Source organism: Bacillus thuringiensis, assembly GCF_001595725.1.
In the GTDB taxonomy this organism is placed as follows: Bacteria; Bacillota; Bacilli; order Bacillales; family Bacillaceae_G; genus Bacillus_A; species Bacillus_A thuringiensis_K.
This window is the reverse complement of sequence record NZ_CP014282.1, coordinates 3628955-3644519: the sequence shown is the minus strand read 5'-3', so window position 1 is coordinate 3644519 and position 15565 is coordinate 3628955. Positions and strand designations below refer to the sequence as shown.

Below are 15565 nucleotides of genomic sequence, written 5' to 3'. Positions count from 1 at the left end.
AAAACGGACAATTTTTGATGAAACCATCATTCTTACTGTAGAATATGATAAAATTAACGTTATTAAGATTAGAAGGGGTATTGTATACTCCTTCTGATTCTAAGTTATAGAAGGATTGGTATCTAGAAAGGGGCATAGTGATGGAAAAGCAAAAAACTTTTCATGTCGCTGTAGTTGGAGCAACCGGCGCAGTTGGTGAACAAATGTTAAATACTTTAGAGAAACGAGAATTTCCAATCGGGAAATTAACGTTACTTTCATCTAAACGATCTGCAGGTAAGAAACTTGTATTTAAAGGCGAAGAATTTACGGTTCAAGAGGCAACTCCTGAAAGCTTTGAAGGAGTAGATATCGCACTATTTAGTGCTGGTGGATCTGTATCGAAACAATTAGCCCCAGAAGCAGCAAAACGCGGTGCGATTGTTGTTGATAATACAAGTGCATTCCGTATGACAGAAAACGTGCCACTTGTTGTACCTGAAGTAAATGAAAATGACTTAAAAGAACATAATGGTATTATTGCAAATCCAAACTGTTCTACAATTCAAATGGTAGTAGCTCTTGAGCCAGTTCGTCAGCAATATGGTTTAAAACGAGTAATCGTTTCCACATATCAAGCTGTATCAGGTGCTGGTGCGGCAGCTATTGAAGAACTGCATGAACAATCACAAGCAATCTTAAATGGCGAAGAAGTTAAGGCAAATGTTCTTCCTGTATCAGGTGATAAGAAGCATTTCCCAATTGCTTTTAATGCGATTCCACAAATTGATAAATTCCAAGATAATGGATTTACATTTGAAGAAATGAAAATGATTAACGAAACGAAAAAAATTATGCATATGCCTGAATTAGAAGTAGCGGCAACATGTGTACGTTTACCAGTTGTATCAGGACACTCTGAGTCTGTTTACATCGAAGTAGAAAAAGAAGGCGTAACAGTAGCAGAATTAAAGAGCTTACTTGCAAATGCGGAAGGTATTGTTCTGCAAGATAATCCAGAAGAGCAGTTATATCCAATGCCAGCTACTGCAGTAGGTAAAAACGAAGTATTCGTTGGAAGAATCCGTAAAGATTTAAATAACGATAAAGGATTCCATCTTTGGGTCGTATCTGATAACTTATTAAAAGGCGCTGCATGGAATTCTGTTCAAATTGCAGAGCGCTTAGTAAAATTACAATTAGTGTAAACGGCTAAGAGAAGGTGCAAAATATGAAAATAATTGTTCAAAAATTTGGTGGCACATCAGTACGTGATGACAATGGACGTAAGCATGCGCTTCATCATATAAAAAAATCATTAGCTGCTGGTTATAAAGTAGTTACTGTCGTATCTGCTATGGGCCGTAAAGGTGAACCATATGCAACGGATACGTTATTAAGTCTTGTAAATCAAGAGGAATCTACTATTTCTAAACGTGAGCAAGATTTATTATTATCGTGCGGAGAGTTAATCTCTGCAATTGTTTTCTCTAATATGTTGAATGAGAACGGTATAAAAGCAGCAGCATTAAATGGTGCACAAGCTGGTTTTGTAACGAATGATGATTTTACGAATGCAAAGATTATTGAAATGAATTGCGATCGTATACATGAAGAGTTGGAAAATGTAGATGTAATCGTCGTTACAGGATTCCAAGGGCAAACGAAAAAAGGTGATACGACAACACTTGGGCGCGGAGGTAGTGATACTTCAGCTTCAGCATTAGGTGTTGCACTTCATGCTGAATACATCGATATATTCACTGATGTAGAAGGTGTTATGACTGCGGATCCTCGTATTGTAAAAGATGCACGTCATCTTCAAACTGTAACGTACAACGAGATTTGTAACATGGCTTATCAAGGTGCGAAAGTCGTTCATCCACGTGCAGTTGAAATTGCGATGCATGCAAAAGTGCCACTTCGTGTACGTTCTACGTATTCTGATAGTGAAGGTACACTTATTTCAGCATATGACGGTGCTACGAGAGGTCGTGATGTAGAAGAACGTCCTGTTACAGGTATTGCCCACGTATCAAACGTAACGCAAATTAAGGTGCTTGCAAAAGAAACGGCATATGATTTGCAACAACATGTGTTTAAAGAGATGGCGAACGAAGGAATAAGCGTCGATTTAATTAATATTTCACCTACTGGCGTAGCATATACGGTGAGTGATAATGTATCAAGTCATGCAGTTAAATTATTAAAGAACCTTGGATATGAGCCAATTGTGACAGAACATTGTGCGAAAGTATCTATCGTTGGAGCTGGAATGGCAGGATACCCAGGGGTTACTGCGAAAATCGTTACAGCTCTAGCGGAAAAAGGTATTCAAATCCTACAATCGGCAGATAGTCATACAACAATTTGGGTTCTTGTAAAAGAAACTGATTTAGTGGAGGCTGTAAATGCATTACATAGTGCGTTTGAGCTTTCAAAAGAAAAGCAACTGGAACAATAAGGAGTGAGACCATGATAGATTTTGGGACAATTGCAACCGCGATGGTAACACCGTTTGATATAAACGGGAATATCGATTTTGCAAAGACAACGAAATTGGTAAATTATTTAATTGATAACGGTACAACAGCAATCGTGGTAGGAGGAACGACAGGAGAATCTCCTACATTAACTTCAGAAGAGAAAGTAGCGTTATATCGCCATGTCGTATCTGTTGTCGATAAAAGAGTGCCCGTAATCGCTGGAACAGGTAGCAATAATACGCATGCTTCTATTGACTTAACTAAAAAGGCAACAGAAGTTGGTGTGGATGCAGTAATGCTAGTAGCACCGTATTATAACAAACCGAGCCAAGAAGGGATGTATCAGCATTTTAAAGCAATTGCTGAAAGCACGCCGCTTCCGGTTATGCTATATAACGTTCCGGGACGATCTATTGTACAAATCTCCGTTGATACAGTTGTTCGTTTATCAGAAATAGAAAACATTGTTGCTATTAAAGATGCCGGCGGCGATGTGTTAACAATGACAGAAATCATTGAAAAAACAGCGGACGACTTTGCGGTATACAGCGGTGATGACGGTTTAACGTTACCAGCTATGGCAGTTGGAGCGAAAGGTATCGTTTCGGTAGCATCTCATGTTATCGGAAACGAAATGCAAGAGATGATTACAGCATTTCAAGCAGGAGAGTTTAAGAAAGCACAAAAATTACATCAATTACTTGTAAGAGTAACTGATTCATTATTTATGGCGCCAAGTCCAACTCCAGTAAAAACAGCGTTACAAATGGTTGGATTAGATGTAGGTTCTGTACGTTTACCACTTCTTCCATTAACAGAAGAGGAAAGAGTAACGTTACAATCTGTTATGCAATCTATCCCTCGTTAATAAAAAATGACCTAGTGTAGAACTAGGTCATTTTTTATTATATGCAAATCTTTTCCTCTTTTTCTCACCTATATGTGTTTTTATAAGAACATTAATCGCTTCTTCATTATGTGTATAAGAAAATAATCATACCCCTTTAACTGAGTCAAAAAATGATAGATATTATGGAATAAACGTAATAAACCACGGTGTCTGTTTTTAGAGAAATCCCCTAAAATGTGACGTAATTCATAAAAAAAATCCATTTTGTAAGTGTTTTTGTTGGATTCTAGAAAAATAAATCTTGAAACTTCCTATTATGAAATGAATTTGGCGTATGTATGGCTAGTTCTTCAAAATAATATGGAGTATAAAATCGGAGTAAATATAAAGGAAATACGTTCGATACTTTTATTGTCATTCCGTTCTTTTCCTCTTTCTTTCGCACGATTTAACTTGTGTTCTATTTCTTGTATCAGGTATAATATGGCTAAGTAGCTTAGTACGGGTATGCTTAGCAAAATTGGTAAAAATTATAATTTGATTACATTTTCATATCATATCGAATAAGATATTTGATTTATATAATGAAAGAGAGGTGAAACCTGGTTTAAAAAATAAACAAGGACATGATATCGCATAACGGTAAGGACATTCGTCTTGGACGGTGAATATATGGTGGTTGTAGAGTTTCCCCTGGTGTCTCTGCAATTTTAGTGAAATCAGTGTTTGAAAGATTTTTAAACCAGGCAACAACATGAAGAGAAAAGAGAATGAGTCTGTTAAAGTATTTGCTCTTGGTGGAGTAGGTGAAATCGGGAAAAACATGTACTGTGTTGAAATTGATTCTGAAATCTTTATTGTAGATGCAGGGTTAATGTTCCCAGGAGATGAAATGTTTGGAATTGATATCGTTATTCCTGATATTACATATTTAGTGGAAAACCAAGAGCGAGTAAAAGGTTTATTTATTACTCACGGTCATGAAGATCATATTGGTGGTATTGTTTACGTACTTCGTAAATTATCTATTCCAGTATATGCAACGAAATTAACAGTAGGACTTATACAAGAAAAACTTGGCGAAGCGGGTATGTTAGGCCGTGTAGACTTAAAAACAATCGATTCAAATTCAACAGTAGAGTTTAATACTACAACGGTGTCATTCTTTGGAACGACACATAGTATTCCAGATTCTGTTGGTGTTTGTTTCCATACATCAAAAGGTGCGATTGTATATACGGGAGACTTTAAATTCGATCAAACTCCAATTGGAAATAGTGGAGCAGACCTTGGGAAAATGGCGCAAATCGGAAATGAAGGCGTACTTTGCTTATTATCTGATAGTACAAACGCAGAGCGCCCAGGTTATACAGGTTCAGAAAAAGAAGTTGGTGTAGAAATCTCTAAAGTGTTCTACGGCGCAGAAGGTCGTATTATTGTTGCTTCATTTGCATCGAATGTACATCGTATTCAACAAGTATTTGATGCAGCTGCTGAAACAGGGCGAAAAGTGGCGGTTGTAGGACGTAGTATGGTGAAAGTGGTAGATATCGCAAGACGTCTTGGTTATTTAGATGTTCCAGAAGGTATGGTTATTTCACTACAAGAAGTAGACAATTTCCCAGAGAAAAAGGTAGCTATTTTAACGACAGGTAGTCAAGGTGAACCGATGGCTGCTCTATCTAGAATGGCAAAGCAAGCTCATAAACAAATTTCAATTCGTAAAGGTGACACGGTTATTATTGCGGCTTCTCCAATTCCGGGTAATGAAATATCTGTATCAAAAATTATCGACTTGTTATTTAGAGCGGGAGCTGAAGTTGTTTATTACGGTGAAAGAAAAGTTCACGTTTCAGGTCACGGTAGCCAAGAAGAATTAAAATTAATGTTAAATTTAATGAAACCAAAGTACTTTGTACCCGTACACGGTGAGTTCCGTATGCAAAAAGCACATGCATACTTAGCTGAAGATGTAGGTATTACAAGAGAAAATATCTTTATCGTAGAAAAAGGCGATGTAATTGCTTTTGGTGACGATGAAGCGAACTTAGTCGGTAAAGTACAAGCTGGTAATGTTTTAATTGATGGATTAGGTGTAGGTGACGTTGGTAATATCGTTCTTCGAGATAGAAAGATGTTATCTCAAGATGGAATACTAGTAGTTGTTGTAACGCTTGGTAAAGATGAAAAGAAAATTATCTCTGGTCCAGAAATCATTTCACGTGGTTTCGTATATGTTCGTGAATCAGAAGCGTTAATTGAACGATCTACAGAGATTGTACGTATGATTGTTGAGCAGTCAATTAAAGAATATTCAATTGAATGGTCAATGTTAAAACAAAATATTCGTGAATTATTAGGACAGTTTTTGTACGAAGAGACAAAGAGAAAACCTATGATTTTACCGATTATTATGGAAGTATAAAAAAGATCACCCTTATGGGTGATCTTTTTTCTTTTTAACCCTATCGAATGAAATTTATAACTTAAGAAATAATAGTTATATACGAGTGAAAGGGGATGCGAAATGACAGAACGTGATCGATATACAAATGAAGAAAAAGAAGCTGAGCCAAAAGAAGCTGGAAAAGAGGCTTCAATAGTCGAAAAAATTCAACAGCTTGGACAGACAAATGTACCACAGATGAATGAATCACGTATTCATTGTTTAACGATTATCGGACAAGTGGAAGGTCATGTTCAATTACCACCGCAAAATAAAACAACAAAATACGAGCATATCATTCCGCAAATTGTTGCGATTGAACAAAATCCGAAAATTGAAGGTTTGCTTTTAATATTAAATACGGTTGGAGGTGACGTTGAAGCTGGGCTAGCAATTTCTGAAATGGTAGCTTCACTTTCAAAACCAACAGTGTCTCTAGTTTTAGGTGGGGGACATTCCATCGGTGTACCGATTGCTGTTTCTACTGACTATTCGTTTATTGCGGAAACTGCGACGATGACAATTCATCCAATTCGTTTAACAGGTCTTGTCATAGGTGTGCCACAAACATTTGAGTATTTGGATAAGATGCAAGAAAGAGTCATTCGTTTTGTGACGAAGCACTCGAAAGTAACAGAAGATCGTTTTAAAGAGCTTATGTTTGCGAAAGGAAATTTAACGCGAGATATTGGGACGAATGTAATTGGTGGGGATGCAGTAAAGTACGGTCTTATAGATGATGTAGGCGGTATTGGAAATGCTATTCGAAAATTAAACGAATTAATAGATGTTCGCGCGGAAGATAGTACAGAAGGGACAATGCTACAATGATTTTATATACAATTATGCCAGAGCAACTTGTGTATCCGGCCGATTATTCACAATGTGAAAGTCAAAAAGTCGTAAATATAAATGGTGTGGAATTAATGGTTTCTGAAGAGGAACATGGATTTTATTCTATTGTACGTGTGCTAAGTACGGACCCACTTCATTATTTAGAGTTTGAGCCCGGTCAGAAAATAACCTTTTAGCAAAAAGAAGGATTTTGTTTAGAAGCTATGGTATAATATAAAAAACAAGACGGTTGAGCAGCCATGAGTAGGCTGCTTTCTTCTGTTTATTTAGCATTTTACAAGAAGTGTAAAAATAGAAGATATAAAGACCTGAAAAATAGAGAAAACAGACATATAAATAGAGCATTTTGAGGGGAGCTTTACTTATATGTAGAACACGAGGTGAAGAAATGGCAAAACAAAAGCAAAGAGGGACGAAGTCAAAGGCAAGACGTACGATAAAGCCAACTTTGTATTATGAAATTGTCGGTTTAACTCTTTTTGCACTTTCAATCATTACGATTTTACAGCTAGGCGTTGTAGGGAAATCGTTTGTGTTATTTTTTCGCTTCTTCTTTGGTGAGTGGTACATAATTGGTGTGTTAGGTGTAATAGCTTTATCGGTTTCCTTTGTTATAAAACGCGGATGGCCGAACCTTTTAAATAAACGATTAATTGGATTTTATTTAATTGTATTGGCGATATTAATGTTTAGTCATATTACATTATTTAACCTTCTTACAAAAGATGGAGCAGTGCAAAATACTTCTGTTATTGTGAGTACGAAAGATAACTTCTTTCTTGAAATGAAAAAGGGGCCAGATAGTGTTCATTTAGGTGGTGGTATGTTTGGTGCGCTTATGTTCGCAACATGTTACTTCTTATTTGACGAAGTAGGAGCTTATATCATTGGTATTATTCTAGTTATTCTCGGTATACTTTGTATAACAAATAAGCATATTGGAGAAGTGTTAGCTCCAGTTGGTAGAATTCTTAGAAGTCAGTTTCAAGTGATGCAAGGGGATTATAAAGATTGGAGAGCTAAAAGAACGGCTGAACAAACAGAAAAGAAAAAAACAACAAGAAGCACAAGAAGCAAACGTGCTGCAGAACAAGAAGAAATTATTGAGCCGATGGAAGAAATCTCAATTGATCCTCCGATTATTTCGAATTTCACTGAGAATTATCCTGTAAATGAAGAAGAGGATAAACGAATCGAAGTAGAGCAAGAAGATTTGATCACTTCAACGTTTATTGAAGAGACTCCGCCAATTGAAGAACCAAAGAAAAAGCGTGGAGAAAAAATTGTTGAATCGTTAGAGAGTGAAGCGCAAGCACCTCCTATGCAATTTTCAAATGTAGAAAATAAAGATTACAAGCTTCCTTCACTTGATATATTAAAATTTCCAAAGAATAAGCAAGTTACAAATGAAAATGCGGAAATTTATGAGAATGCTCGTAAATTAGAGCGTACATTCCAAAGTTTCGGAGTGAAAGCGAAAGTAACAAAAGTACATAGAGGTCCGGCAGTTACAAAATATGAAGTGTATCCTGATATGGGGGTAAAGGTAAGCAAAATTGTCAGTTTAAGTGATGATTTAGCCCTTGCTTTAGCTGCAAAGGACATTCGTATTGAAGCGCCAATTCCCGGGAAATCAGCTGTAGGGATCGAAGTTCCGAACTCAGAGGTTTCGATGGTAACGCTGAGGGAAGTTCTTGATTCTAAGGCTAATAATCATCCGGAAGAGAAGTTGTTAATTGGTCTTGGCCGAGATATTACAGGTGAAGCTGTATTAGCCCGTCTAAATAAAATGCCTCATTTACTCGTAGCTGGTGCGACAGGTAGCGGGAAAAGTGTATGTATTAACGGTATTATTGTTAGTATTTTAATGCGTGCAAAACCGCATGAAGTAAAATTAATGATGATTGACCCGAAAATGGTAGAATTAAATGTATATAACGGTGTGCCTCATTTATTAACGCCAGTTGTAACTGATCCGAAAAAAGCATCGCAAGCATTGAAAAAAGTTGTGAGTGAGATGGAACGTCGTTATGAATTGTTTGCTCATAGTGGTACACGTAACATTGAAGGATACAACGATTATATAAAAGAGCATAATAGTCAATCAGAAGCGAAACAACCCGAATTACCTTATATTGTAGTAATTGTGGACGAGTTAGCAGATTTAATGATGGTTGCTTCGTCTGATGTAGAGGATGCGATTATGCGTCTAGCGCAAATGGCTCGTGCTGCTGGTATTCATTTAATTATTGCAACGCAACGTCCGTCAGTTGACGTTATTACGGGTGTTATTAAAGCAAATATTCCATCACGTATTGCATTCGCTGTATCTTCTCAAACAGATTCTCGTACAATTCTTGACGGTGGTGGTGCAGAGAAGCTACTAGGTCGTGGAGACATGCTGTTTATACCAATTGGTGCATCGAAACCTGTACGTGTACAAGGCGCATTTTTATCAGATGATGAAGTTGAGAGAGTTGTAGAATATGTTATTGGACAGCAAAAAGCACAATATCAAGAAGATATGATTCCGCAAGATGTTCCTGATACGAAGCAGGAAGTAGAAGATGAATTATATGATGAAGCGGTTCAACTTGTAGTGGAAATGCAAACAGCATCTGTTTCTATGTTACAACGTAGGTTTAGAGTAGGTTATACGCGAGCTGCTCGCCTAATTGATGCAATGGAAATGAATGGTGTAGTAGGTCCGTATGAAGGTAGTAAACCGAGAGAAGTGCTCATTAATGATGTACAAGAAAAAAGTTCTTAAAAAAAGCCTAATTGTTTTTACAATTAGGCTTTTTTATATAGTGTTTTTGTTATATACTATACTCAGCAATAAAGAAAGGGCTTACATTTAGAGGTGCTCTTTAGAATACGAATACTTTGAGTATGTTTTGTGTAAATGTTCGATATTTAATGCAGAAAAATGTTAGATTTTGTTGACACGTATGAGAGCAAGTGGTAAGATTACTTCGAAAAGAATCACTGCCTCATATAATCTTGGAGATAAGGTCCATAAGTTTCTACCTGGCAACCATGAATTGCTAGACTATGAGGGGAAAAGTGTGTAACAAAGGATGTAAAGGATCTTTGTGCCGAACTTTTTCTCGAAATGAGGAATGTTTATGGTGCAAAGTTTTTTTTATACAATAAAGAGTGAAAATTTTATTTTAAAAAATTATTATTATTTATTCGACAATTATGCTTATTTTGGTGTTTAGTCATTTGTACTATGTTGTAAGTTGAAAAAAGAGAAAAGAAGTCTTACATCAGAGGTCGAATAATTGAAATGCGGGGGAGTCTTATGTCAGTAAAATCCGATAGTCGTCACCTATATCTACGGGTGATTGATCACATCAAAGAAAAAATTAAAGATGGGGCTTATAAAGAACGACAAAAGTTACCATCAGAGTTTGATTTAGCGAAAGAACTTGGCGTAAGTAGAGCGACTTTAAGGGAAGCATTGCGTATTTTAGAAGAAGAAAATGTTGTCATTCGTAGACATGGTGTAGGGACATTTGTAAATGCAAAGCCATTATTTTCTTCTGGAATAGAACAACTTTCTAGTATTACAGATATGATTTCTAGTGTGGGGAAAACACCAGGAACAATCTTTTTATCATCATCTACTACAACTTTAACAGAAGAGGAAAAAGAGAAGTTTAATAGTGAAGATGGTTTTAATGCAGTGATGATTGAACGCGTGCGTACAGCAGATGGGGAACCTGTTGTGTATTGTATCGATAAACTTGCAAAAGAAATATTGCCAGATTTATCGGGTTACAATGAGGAATCATTATTAACGGTGATACATAATAACACGCATAAGCGCATAACATATGCGGTTGCTCACATTGAGCCAATTGGCTATCACCCTAAAATCTCACCGATTTTAGAATGTGAGCCTGAAACAGCGCTGCTTGTATTAAAACAAATGCACTACGATCAAAATGATGAGCCAATCTTATATTCTATCAATTACTTTAGAGCTGATAAATTTAGCTTCCACGTATTAAGAAAGCGTATGTAGGTAAATTCCTTTTTAGGGAGGTGACAGCAAGAAGTAAGGAACAGCAGCGTATAAAAAATAGACAAATCATTTCAGGAGGGGTTTCTAGTATGAAGAAAAAAACAGGTCTTTTATTATCATTAACATTAGCAGCAAGTACGGTGTTAGGTGCATGTGGTAACTCGGATAAGGCGAGCAGTGATAAGAAAGAAGATAAAGACTTCAAAGTTGGTATGGTAACGGATGTTGGGGGCGTTGATGATAAATCATTCAACCAATCTTCTTGGGAAGGTTTGAAAAAGTTTGGTAAAGATAATGGATTAAAGGAAAAGACAAATTATCGTTACCTACAGTCTGAAAAAGAAGCAGATTATATTCCAAACTTAAAGAAATTTTCAAAAGATAAGTATGATTTATCTTTCGGAATCGGTTATAAATTAGAAGGTGCAATTAAAGAAGTTGCAAAAGAATCTCCAAAACAACAATTCGCAATCGTTGATACTGTTGTAGATGCACCGAACGTAACAAGTATTACATTTAAAGATCATGAAGGATCATTCCTTGTAGGTGCGGTAGCAGCTATGTCAACAAAATCGAATAAAGTAGGATTTGTTGGTGGAATGAAAAGTGATTTAATTAGTAAATTCGAAAATGGATTTAAAGCTGGTGCAAAGGCAGTAAATCCAAACATTGAAATCGTATCTGAATATGCGGAAGCATTTGATAAACCTGAAAAAGGTACAGTTCTTGCATCAGCAATGTATGGTCAAGGTGTAGATGTAATTTATCATGCTGCTGGTGGTACAGGTAACGGTGTGTTCACTGAAGCGAAAAACCGTAAGAAAAAAGGTGAAAATGTTTGGGTAATCGGTGTTGACCGTGACCAACATCAAGAAGGTATGCCTGAAAATGTAACATTAACTTCAATGATTAAACGTGTGGATGTAGCTGTAGAAAAAGTAGCTAAAGAAGCAAAAGATGGAAAATTAAAAGGTGGAAAAATTGAAGCGTTTGGTTTAAAAGATGACGGTATTGGTATTTCAAAAACAACTGATAACGTGAAAAAGGTTAACCCTGAAATTTTAACAAAAGTAGAAGAGTTTGAAAAGAAAATTACAGATGGTGAAATTAAAGTACCGGCTACAGATAAAGAGTATAAAGAATATGAAGCTTCTCTAAAAAAATAAATAGAGAAATAGCAAAGGTTAGTTCATAGAACTAACCTTTGTATGTATAAAAATTCCAAATCGCTTAATAAGTTAATAGTGTAATAGGGAATGTTCCCTGTTAAAAGGAGGAACGAAATGGAATACGTAATTGAGATGAATAACATTACGAAAGTATTCCCAGGCATTGTAGCGAATGATGATATTACGCTGCAAGTAAAGCAAGGAGAAATACATGCTTTACTTGGAGAAAATGGTGCAGGGAAATCCACATTGATGAATGTACTATTTGGTTTGTACCAACCAGAGCAGGGTGAAATTAAAATTAAAGGTAAACCTGTAAAAATCACAAATCCGAATATAGCAAATGACCTTGGTATTGGAATGGTCCATCAACACTTTATGCTTGTTCATAATTTTACAGTTACAGAGAATATTATTCTCGGAAATGAACCGAAGAAAAAAGGGAAAATTGCTGTTGAGGAAGCTGCTAAAGAAATTCAAAAATTGTCTGAACAATACGGTTTAGCTGTAAATCCATATGCGAAAATACAGGATATTTCAGTGGGTATGCAACAGCGTGTTGAGATTTTGAAAACTCTTTACCGCGGTGCAGAAATTTTAATATTTGATGAACCGACAGCCGTGTTAACACCACAAGAAATTCATGAGCTAATTCAAATTATGAAAAAGCTTGTACAAGAAGGGAAATCTATTGTTCTTATTACACATAAGTTGAAAGAAATTATGGAAGTTTGCGATCGTTGTACGATTATTCGTAAAGGAAAAGGGATTGGAACGGTTGACGTTGCAAATACGGATGAAAATAAACTTGCAGAATTAATGGTCGGACGTCAAGTGAATTTTAAAACAGAAAAAATAGACGCGAAGCCAAAAGAAGAGGTACTTTCAATTGCAAACCTTGTTGTTCACGATGCACGTCAACTACCTGCTGTAAAAGGCCTTGACTTAACTGTTCGTGCGGGGGAAATTGTTGGGATTGCAGGGATTGATGGAAACGGACAAAGTGAATTAATAGAAGCAATTACTGGTTTACGAAAAGTTGAGTCAGGTTCTATTGCAATTAAAGGAAAAGAAATAACAAATTGGCCTGTTAGAAGAATAACAGAAGAAGGAATTGGTCATATTCCAGAAGATCGTCATAAACACGGACTCGTACTTGATTTTTCTGTTAGAGATAATATAGTTCTTCAAACGTACTATAAAAATCCATTTTCAAAGAAAGGGATTTTAAATTTCAGCAAAATTACAGAAAAAGCAAAGGCTCTTATTGAACAGTTTGATGTACGTACACCTAGTGAGCAAACGTTAGCACGCGCTCTATCTGGGGGGAATCAACAAAAAGCAATTATTGCACGTGAAGTAGACCGAGATCCAGATTTATTAATTGCGGCACAGCCAACACGTGGTTTAGATGTAGGAGCAATTGAATTTATTCATAAGAGATTAATAGAGCAAAGGGATAAAGGAAAAGGTGTATTACTTTTATCATTAGAGTTAGATGAAATCTTAAATGTTAGCGATCGAATTGCTGTTATTTATGAAGGGGAAATTGTAGCAATAGTTGATGCGAAAGAAACGAATGAACAACAGCTTGGATTGTTAATGGCTGGAGGAACAAAGAAGGAGCAGGTGGGTACAAATGGCTAAAAAGCTTTTAACAGAACGAACGATAAATATTTTAGTCCCAGTACTATCCGTTATTTTCGGCTTACTTGTAGGAGCGATTGTAATGCTAGTTAGTGGCTATGATCCAATTGTTGGTTATAGTGCACTTTGGACAGGAATGTTCGGCAGCGCAAGTGCGATTGGTGAAACTCTCCGTACAATGATACCGCTTATTCTTGCTGGCTTATCGGTGGCGTTTGCATTTCGTACAGGCTTATTTAATATCGGGGTAGAGGGTCAATTGTTGGTTGGTTGGCTTGCAGCAGTTTGGTTCGGTTATGCAGTTTCGCTACCAGCTGTTCTTCACATGCCGTTATCAATTTTATTTGCAGCATTAGTAGGTGGAATTTGGGGTTTCATCCCTGGATATTTAAAGGGGAAATTTCAAGTTAATGAAGTTATTGTAACAATTATGATGAACTATATTGCTTTATACGTAACATATGACATTATTAAGCGTTTCTTACACGAGGGTAATGATAAAACGTATGACATTAAAGAGAGTGCGTCACTATCTTCAGACTGGCTTGCTTCTATTACTGATGGTTCACGTCTACACTGGGGAATTATTGTAGCAATTTTAATCGCTATTTTAATGTGGTTCTTATTAGATCGAACAACTTTAGGTTACGAATTAAAGTCGGTAGGATTTAATCAGCATGCCTCTCAATATGCAGGTATGAAAGTTTCTCGTAATGTAGTATTCTCCATGACAATTGCTGGTGCATTTGCGGGGATTGGTGGAGCGATGGAAGGATTAGGGACATTCCAGAGTATGACAGCGATGTCTTCGTTTACAGGAGTAGGGTTTGATGGGATTGCCGTAGCATTACTTGGAGGGAATAATCCGTTTGGTATAATCCTTTCAGCTTTATTATTTGGTGGTTTGAAAAGTGCTTCCCCTCAAATGAACTTTGAGGCAGATGTACCGTCAGAGCTTATTAATGTAATTATTGCATGTATCATCTTCTTTGTTGCATGTAGTTATGTGTTAAGATGGGCGCTTACACGCATGAGCAAGGAGGGGAAATAAATGAGCTTTTTAGATATATTAGCCATTCTTGTGACGGGTACGTTATATACATCGGCACCTATCATTTTCACAGCACTAGGTGGTGTATTTAGCGAACGATCGGGTGTTGTAAATATCGGATTAGAAGGACTAATGCTATTTGGTGCATTTATTGGAGTTGTTACAAACTTATTGATGGGTGATACTTGGGGAACGATGACTCCGTGGATTGCGTTATTATTTGCGGCAATTGGTAGTGGTTTGTTTGCATTACTTCATGCGGTAGCTTCTATTACATTCCGAGCAGATCAAGTTGTAAGTGGTGTAGCAATTAACTTCTTATCTCTTGGATTAACGGTATTTGCAATTAAGAAGATTTTTGATAAAGGACAGACTGACTTTATTCAGTACCGTATTGAAAAGATTGATATTCCAGGCCTTTCAGATATTCCGGTTTTAGGGAAAATATTCTTCTCTAACGTACCAATAACGTCGTATATTGCCATTATTTTAGCATTCGTTGTTTGGTATGTTATTTATAAAACACCGTTCGGTCTTCGTCTTCGTGCGGTTGGTGAGCATCCAATGGCAGCGGATACGATGGGGATTAACGTATATAAAATGCGCTATATTGGCGTTTGTATATCAGGGGTGTTTGCTGGAATTGGTGGAGCAATTTTTGCGATGTCAATTTCTAATAACTTCTCAGGGGCAACTATTACAGGACAAGGTTTCTTAGCATTAGCTGCTATGATTTTTGGAAAGTGGAATCCACTAGGTGCATTAGGTGCAGCGTTATTCTTTGGTTTTGCACAATCATTAAGTGTAACAGGTGGAACAATTCCTGTATTAGATCAAATTCCGAGTGTTTTATTAACAATATTACCGTATGTATTCACAATATTAGCACTCGTTGGTTTTGTAGGTCGTTCTGAAGCTCCGAAAGCATTAGGAACTCCTTATGAAAAAGGAAAACGATAAGTATAAAAAGCTCGCACATTAGTGCGGGCTTTTTTACATAGACTATATTTAATACGGAATTTTACTATGTTCCTTACATATTACAGTTT

Annotated in this window: 12 protein-coding genes and 1 riboswitch; all 12 genes read left to right on the top strand. The window is 36.5% G+C overall.

The genetic code is table 11. The features are described from left to right. Positions 1-140: 140 nt before the first annotated feature. The 12 genes from asd to AXW78_RS17945 all read left to right on the top strand — a co-directional run bounded on the left by asd (position 141) and on the right by AXW78_RS17945 (position 15476). Positions 141-1187 (top strand): aspartate-semialdehyde dehydrogenase, encoded by a 1047-nt coding sequence (gene asd / locus AXW78_RS18000; RefSeq protein WP_000414846.1) that lies wholly within the window; start codon positions 141-143, stop codon positions 1185-1187. 23 nt (positions 1188-1210) lie between these two features. Next, positions 1211-2443 carry an aspartate kinase gene (dapG, locus tag AXW78_RS17995; RefSeq protein ID WP_000692450.1) on the top strand — a complete coding sequence of 411 codons (1233 nt, stop codon included), beginning with the start codon at positions 1211-1213 and terminating at the stop codon, positions 2441-2443. A gap of 11 nt (positions 2444-2454) precedes the next feature. After that, positions 2455-3333, top strand: a complete 879-nt coding sequence (gene dapA, locus AXW78_RS17990; RefSeq protein ID WP_000564763.1) for a 4-hydroxy-tetrahydrodipicolinate synthase — start codon at positions 2455-2457, stop codon at positions 3331-3333. Between the two features lie 736 nt (positions 3334-4069). Further along, complete coding sequence (locus tag AXW78_RS17985) at positions 4070-5740, top strand: ribonuclease J (protein WP_000823089.1); 1671 nt, start codon at positions 4070-4072, stop codon at positions 5738-5740. A 102-nt stretch (positions 5741-5842) separates the two neighbouring features. Continuing rightward, positions 5843-6592 (top strand): translocation-enhancing protein TepA, encoded by a 750-nt coding sequence (gene tepA, locus AXW78_RS17980; protein ID WP_000139806.1) that lies wholly within the window; start codon positions 5843-5845, stop codon positions 6590-6592. Next, positions 6589-6792: a YlzJ-like family protein gene (locus tag AXW78_RS17975; protein ID WP_000605023.1), complete on the top strand. Its 204-nt coding sequence runs from the start codon at positions 6589-6591 to the stop codon at positions 6790-6792. The genes tepA and AXW78_RS17975 overlap by 4 nt, the downstream gene beginning before the upstream one ends. A gap of 212 nt (positions 6793-7004) precedes the next feature. Then, positions 7005-9386 carry a DNA translocase FtsK gene (locus tag AXW78_RS17970; protein WP_001118802.1) on the top strand — a complete coding sequence of 794 codons (2382 nt, stop codon included), beginning with the start codon at positions 7005-7007 and terminating at the stop codon, positions 9384-9386. Positions 9387-9589: 203 nt separating this feature from the next. After that, positions 9590-9691: riboswitch (purine riboswitch) on the top strand. Positions 9692-9923: 232 nt separating this feature from the next. Beyond that, positions 9924-10649 (top strand): GntR family transcriptional regulator, encoded by a 726-nt coding sequence (locus tag AXW78_RS17965; RefSeq protein ID WP_000114182.1) that lies wholly within the window; start codon positions 9924-9926, stop codon positions 10647-10649. An 89-nt stretch (positions 10650-10738) separates the two neighbouring features. Continuing rightward, on the top strand, positions 10739-11815 hold the full coding sequence (locus AXW78_RS17960; RefSeq protein ID WP_000730604.1) for a BMP family lipoprotein: 1077 nt from the start codon (positions 10739-10741) through the stop codon (positions 11813-11815). Between the two features lie 117 nt (positions 11816-11932). Further along, positions 11933-13465: an ABC transporter ATP-binding protein gene (locus AXW78_RS17955; protein ID WP_000456911.1), complete on the top strand. Its 1533-nt coding sequence runs from the start codon at positions 11933-11935 to the stop codon at positions 13463-13465. Further along, positions 13458-14516 carry an ABC transporter permease gene (locus AXW78_RS17950; RefSeq protein ID WP_001085260.1) on the top strand — a complete coding sequence of 353 codons (1059 nt, stop codon included), beginning with the start codon at positions 13458-13460 and terminating at the stop codon, positions 14514-14516. The genes AXW78_RS17955 and AXW78_RS17950 overlap by 8 nt, the downstream gene beginning before the upstream one ends. After that, a complete protein-coding gene (locus AXW78_RS17945) occupies positions 14517-15476 on the top strand; it encodes an ABC transporter permease (RefSeq protein WP_000008857.1) in 960 nt (319 codons plus the stop codon). It begins immediately after the preceding gene. Positions 15477-15565 lie beyond the last annotated feature (89 nt).

Coding starts and splice junctions, on each gene's coding strand:
- AXW78_RS17950 (WP_001085260.1), top strand. CDS start 13,458: ATGGCTAAAAAGCTTTTAACAGAACGAACGATAAATATTTTAGTCCCA.
- dapG (WP_000692450.1), top strand. CDS start 1,211: ATGAAAATAATTGTTCAAAAATTTGGTGGCACATCAGTACGTGATGAC.
- asd (WP_000414846.1), top strand. CDS start 141: ATGGAAAAGCAAAAAACTTTTCATGTCGCTGTAGTTGGAGCAACCGGC.
- AXW78_RS17985 (WP_000823089.1), top strand. CDS start 4,070: ATGAAGAGAAAAGAGAATGAGTCTGTTAAAGTATTTGCTCTTGGTGGA.
- AXW78_RS17975 (WP_000605023.1), top strand. CDS start 6,589: ATGATTTTATATACAATTATGCCAGAGCAACTTGTGTATCCGGCCGAT.
- dapA (WP_000564763.1), top strand. CDS start 2,455: ATGATAGATTTTGGGACAATTGCAACCGCGATGGTAACACCGTTTGAT.
- AXW78_RS17945 (WP_000008857.1), top strand. CDS start 14,517: ATGAGCTTTTTAGATATATTAGCCATTCTTGTGACGGGTACGTTATAT.
- tepA (WP_000139806.1), top strand. CDS start 5,843: ATGACAGAACGTGATCGATATACAAATGAAGAAAAAGAAGCTGAGCCA.
- AXW78_RS17970 (WP_001118802.1), top strand. CDS start 7,005: ATGGCAAAACAAAAGCAAAGAGGGACGAAGTCAAAGGCAAGACGTACG.
- AXW78_RS17955 (WP_000456911.1), top strand. CDS start 11,933: ATGGAATACGTAATTGAGATGAATAACATTACGAAAGTATTCCCAGGC.
- AXW78_RS17960 (WP_000730604.1), top strand. CDS start 10,739: ATGAAGAAAAAAACAGGTCTTTTATTATCATTAACATTAGCAGCAAGT.
- AXW78_RS17965 (WP_000114182.1), top strand. CDS start 9,924: ATGTCAGTAAAATCCGATAGTCGTCACCTATATCTACGGGTGATTGAT.